The organism is Methanobrevibacter millerae (assembly GCF_900103415.1).
GTDB classification, from domain to species: Archaea; Methanobacteriota; Methanobacteria; order Methanobacteriales; family Methanobacteriaceae; genus Methanocatella; species Methanocatella millerae.
The window spans coordinates 1-5,339 of the sequence record NZ_FMXB01000040.1 but is presented as its reverse complement, the minus strand read 5'-3'; the positions used below and the strand labels follow the sequence as shown (position 1 = coordinate 5,339).

The window sequence follows — 5,339 nt, the reverse complement described above, 5'->3', positions numbered from 1 at the left end:
GAAATCGAATCCAACATTAACAGATACCCTTCAGTAAAACAGGCAGTTGTTGTAATCAAGGAAATCAACAACAACGACCACCTATGTGCATATTATACTGCAGATGATGAAATCGATACCGGCAGCTTAAAGGACTTCCTGAAGGATAAGCTGACCAAATATATGATTCCTACTGCATACATGCAGCTTGATGAGATGCCGCAAACACCTAACGGTAAAACAGACTTAAAAGCTTTGCCTGAACCAAAATTGGATTTAGAAAATGTTAAAGCAGAAAATGAAACTGAAGAAAAACTCTTTGATATCGCAGCAGAGCTTGTAAATACTGACCAGTTCGGAGTGACCGATGACTTATATGCAATAGGATTTACATCATTGATCCTGATGAAATTCAACTCATTAATCTATGCAGAGATGGGCGTAAACCTCGACATTTCAATATTATTCAATGACCCAACAATCAGAAAGCTTGCATCAGAAATAAAAGATGATGAGAAAAATTCAGATTTAGATGAATTTATCGAACTGGCTAACCAGTTAAATTACTTCCCATTAACCGAAAATCAGATTGGTGTATACTACGAGTGTATGCAGCACCCGGATGTAATCATGTACACAATGCCGACTGTTCTTAGATTAGGTAGCGACATTGATGCAAATAAATTGAAAGATGCCGTGATTAAAACAGTAGAGGCTCATCCGTATATCAAAACCAGAATTATAACTACTGAAGATGGTTCATTAAAACAATATAAAAATAATGGTGCTGAAATAGATGAAATTGAAATCGTTAAAGTTGATTCTATAAGCGATGATGAGATTCTCAAAAATGATGTAAAAACCTTTAATTTCGGTGATGAGCAATTATTCAGATTCAAAATATATGAAACGTCTGATGAAATCGTTTTGTTCTCTGATTTCCACCATATGATTTCTGATGGTGTGTCACAAATCAACTTCTTTAATGACATTGCAAACGCTTATGAAAACAGAGACTTGTCACAGGAGATTGTAGACGGTTATGTCTACAGTCTCATTGAAGCAGATGCTAAAAACAGCGATAAATATGCAAAATCTAAAGAATTCTTTGATGAAAAACTATCTCAGGAAATCGAATCAACAGTATTGACACCAAACCTTAATGGAAATCCGGATGATGGTGAAATAAAATCAATTATTTATGATATTAATCCTGAAAATATTAAAGAATTCTGTAATGATTATTCATTAAGTCAAAATGCATTGTTTATGTCTGCTGTTGCATTGACACTTAACAAATTCACTTTCAGTGATAAAACTTTGATAACAACAATATTTAATGGAAGATCCAATCCATATTACTATGATACTCAAGGATTTTTGGTAAAAACACTTCCATTAATATTCAACAATGAAAACAGACAGGTAACTATCAAGGAATTTATTAATAACATTGATAAAGTATGGAAAGATACAATAAATCATAGTGAATATCCATATACCAATATTGCAAATGATTATCAATTAAAACCAGAATTTTTCCTTTCTTATCAGGAATTCTTTAAATCAGAAGAGATTACAATAAATGATAAAGTTTATGAAGAATATGAATTAAGTTCCGATGAGATTTCCCAAACAACATATAAATTCAATTTTGACATTTTTGTCTATGAAGACAATATTCAGTTTAAAGTAGGCTATAATAATCAGCTTTATAGTGAAGATTATATTCAAAAATTCTTGGATTCAATCAATTTGGTTTTAAACCAGTTCATTGAAAATGACATTAACAGTTACATGATAAGTGATGTGGAATTGGAAAGCAGCTATGAATTGCCTACATTTACTGCTGTGAAAAATCCATTTATCCACAAGCGTTTCGAACAGCAAGTTGAAGAAAATCCTCAAAAAATTGCTCTTGTGGCTGAAGATGCATCATTAACTGCAGAAGAACTTAACAATAAAGCGAATAAAATTGCTAATGCTTTAATTAAAAAAGGTGTCATGCCAAAAAGTAATGTTTTAGTAATGCTTAATAGAAACAGCGACCTTATCGCAGCTATTCTGGGAATTTTAAAAGCGGGATGTGCTTACATTCCAATCGATTTGGAATATCCTCAAGACAGAATCGATTACATTTATGAAAACAGTCATGCGGACTATATCATTTCACAGGGAGATGACTACAACTCATTGAACGTTAATGAATTGCTTGAGGAAGCTAATGACTCAAATCCGGATGTTGAAGTTACTTCAGATGATTTGGCATACATGATTTACACATCAGGGTCTACAGGAAATCCTAAAGGAGTAATGATTTCCCATGAAAACATTTGTAACCAGGTGCAAAACCCTAAATCCGAATATGAAAGCTTATTGTGTCTTGCAACAATATCATTCGACGTATCCGTAGATGACATACTCACATCTCTTTCAAACGGATTGAAACTGATATTGGCTAGCGATACACAAATCAAAAACATACCAGAATTAATAGAGTTAATTGGCAGAGAAAAACCTGAAGTATCAGAAATCACTCCTTCAAGGCTAGCATCATATCTCGAAGTGCCAGAATTCTGCGATGTGATTGACTGCCTGAAATGCGTATTCCTGGGAGGAGAGCAATTCTCAACCAAAGTCTATGAAAACTTCAAGAAATACTCAGACGCTATAGTATACAACAGTTACGGACCAACAGAAACCACAATCACCTCAAACAACAAGGAAGTTACCAGCAGTGATGACATAACAGTGGGTCTTCCATTGCATAACTATGTAACTGACGTGCGTGATATCGATGGAAAACTCCTGCCTTACGGAGTAATGGGAGAACTGTACATCGGTGGTGTCGGAGTAGGTAAAGGATACTACAATATGCCGGACAAGACCGAAGAGGTATTCCTAAGCATCAACGATATTCCTTATTACAGAAGTGGAGATTATGCAATAGAAAAACCGAACGGTGAAATCGACATACAAGGAAGAATCGATAACCAAATCAAGCTCAGAGGATTAAGAATCGAAATCGGCGAAATAGAATCCAACATTAACAGATACCCTTCAGTGAAACAGGCAGTTGTTGTAATCAAGGAAATCAACAACAACGACCACCTATGTGCATATTATACTGCAGATGAAGATATTGGACCAAGAAGCTTGAAAGACTTCCTGAAAGACAAGTTAACCAAATATATGATTCCTACTGCATACATGCAGCTTGATGAGATGCCGCAAACGCCAAACGGTAAAACAGACATAAATGCATTGCCTGAACCAAAACTCGACTTGGAATATGTGGCAGCAGAAAATGAAACTGAAGAAAAACTCTTTGAAATTGCTGCAGAGCTTGTAAATACTGATCAGTTTGGAGTAACCGATGATTTGTATGCAATAGGATTTACATCATTGATACTGATGAAGCTCAACTCATTAATTTATGCTGAAATGGGCGTAAACATAGACATCTCAGTTTTATTCAATGACCCTACAATCAGAAAGCTTGCATCTGAAATCAAAGGCAGTGACGATAAATCTGATTTGGAAGAATTTATTAAACTGGCTTATGAACTTGAGTATTTCCCATTAACTGAAAACCAGTTAGGTGTATACTATGAGTGTATGCAAAATCCTGGTGAAATAAAATACACAATGCCAACAGTCATAAGATTTGACAGTGATGTTGATGCAAATAAACTGAAAGAAGCTGTAATCAAAACAGTAGATGCACATCCATATCTCAAAACCAGAATCATTGTTACGGATGACGGCTCACTAAAACAATACAAAAACAGCGGTACAGAAATGGATGATATAGAAATCGTTAAAGTCGATTCAATAAGTGATGATGAAATCCTCAAAAACGACGTTAAAGCATTTGCTTTCGGTGATGAACAATTAATCAGATTCAAGATATATGAAACATCCGACGAAACAGTACTGTTCACTGATTCCCACCACATCATTACTGATGGGGTATCACAGATTAATCTCTTTACTGACATAGCAAACGCATATGAAAACAGGGAACTGTCACAGGAAGTTGTGGACGGATATGTATACAGTCTCATTGAAGAAGATACTAAAAACAGTGAAAAATATGAGAAATCCAAAAAATTCTTTGATGAAAAACTGTCCGATGAAATCGAATCAACAATACTGACACCTAATCTTAATGGAAATCCTGATGAAGGAAAAATAAAATCAGTGTCTGATGTGATTGATTCAGATGAAATCAGGGAACTGTGCAACAAGTATTCATTAAGTCAAAATGCATTGATTTTGTCTGCCCTTACATTAACATTAAACAAATACACATTCTCAGACAAAACATTGATTACTACCATATTTAATGGAAGATCCAATTCATATTACTATGATACACAAGGATTTTTGGCAAAAACACTCCCATTAATATTCAACAATGAAAACAGGAAAGAAACAGTCAAAGAATTTATTAATGGTATTGATAATGTATGGAAAGATACGATAAGTCATGTTGAATATCCATATACCAATATTGCTGAAGATTATCAGTTAAAACCGGAATTCTTCTTTAGTTATCAAGAATTCCTTGATGCTGAGGGTATTATAATCAATGACAAATCCTATGAGGAATATGAGCTGGCGGATGATGAACTGGTGGCAACTGCATATAAAATCAATTTGGATTTATATGCTTTTGAAGATAAACTTGAATTTAAACTTGATTATAATGATCAGTTATACAGTGAAGAATATATTAAAACATTTTTAAATTCAATGAAATTTGTTTTAGAGCAATTCATTGCATCAAATATTGAAAAAGAAAGAATTTGCGATATTGAATTGGGAATTCATAAAGAGTTGCCTGTATTCACTCCTGTGGAAACTCCAATTATTCACAAACGCTTTGAAATGCAAGTTGAAACTAATCCGGAAAACATTGCCCTTGTTGCGGAAGATGCCACATTGACTGCTGATGAACTTAACAGAAAAGCCAATAGGATTGCTAATGCCTTAATCAAAAAAGGAGTAAAACCTAAAAGCAATGTTTTAGTAATGCTTCACAGAAACAGTGACCTCATATCTTCCATACTGGGAATTTTAAAGGCAGGATGCGCTTACATTCCAATCGATTTGGAATATCCTCAGGAGAGGATCAATTACATTTATGAAAACAGCCAAGCGGATTTCATCATCTCTGATGAGGATAATGAAAATTCACTGAACGTCAAGGAACTGTTAAAAGAAACAGATGCTTCAACTCCAGATGTTGAAATTACTCCCGATGATTTGGCATACATGATTTATACCTCCGGTTCTACAGGTAATCCTAAAGGAGTAATGATTTCACACGAAAACATCTGTAACGAGGTGGAAAA

General features: G+C 34.4%; 1 protein-coding gene. It reads left to right on the top strand.

The annotated features are described in order from the left end of the window. On the top strand, nucleotides 1–5,339 hold a 5,339-nt coding region (locus F3G70_RS11850), incomplete at both ends, for a non-ribosomal peptide synthetase (protein WP_149732914.1).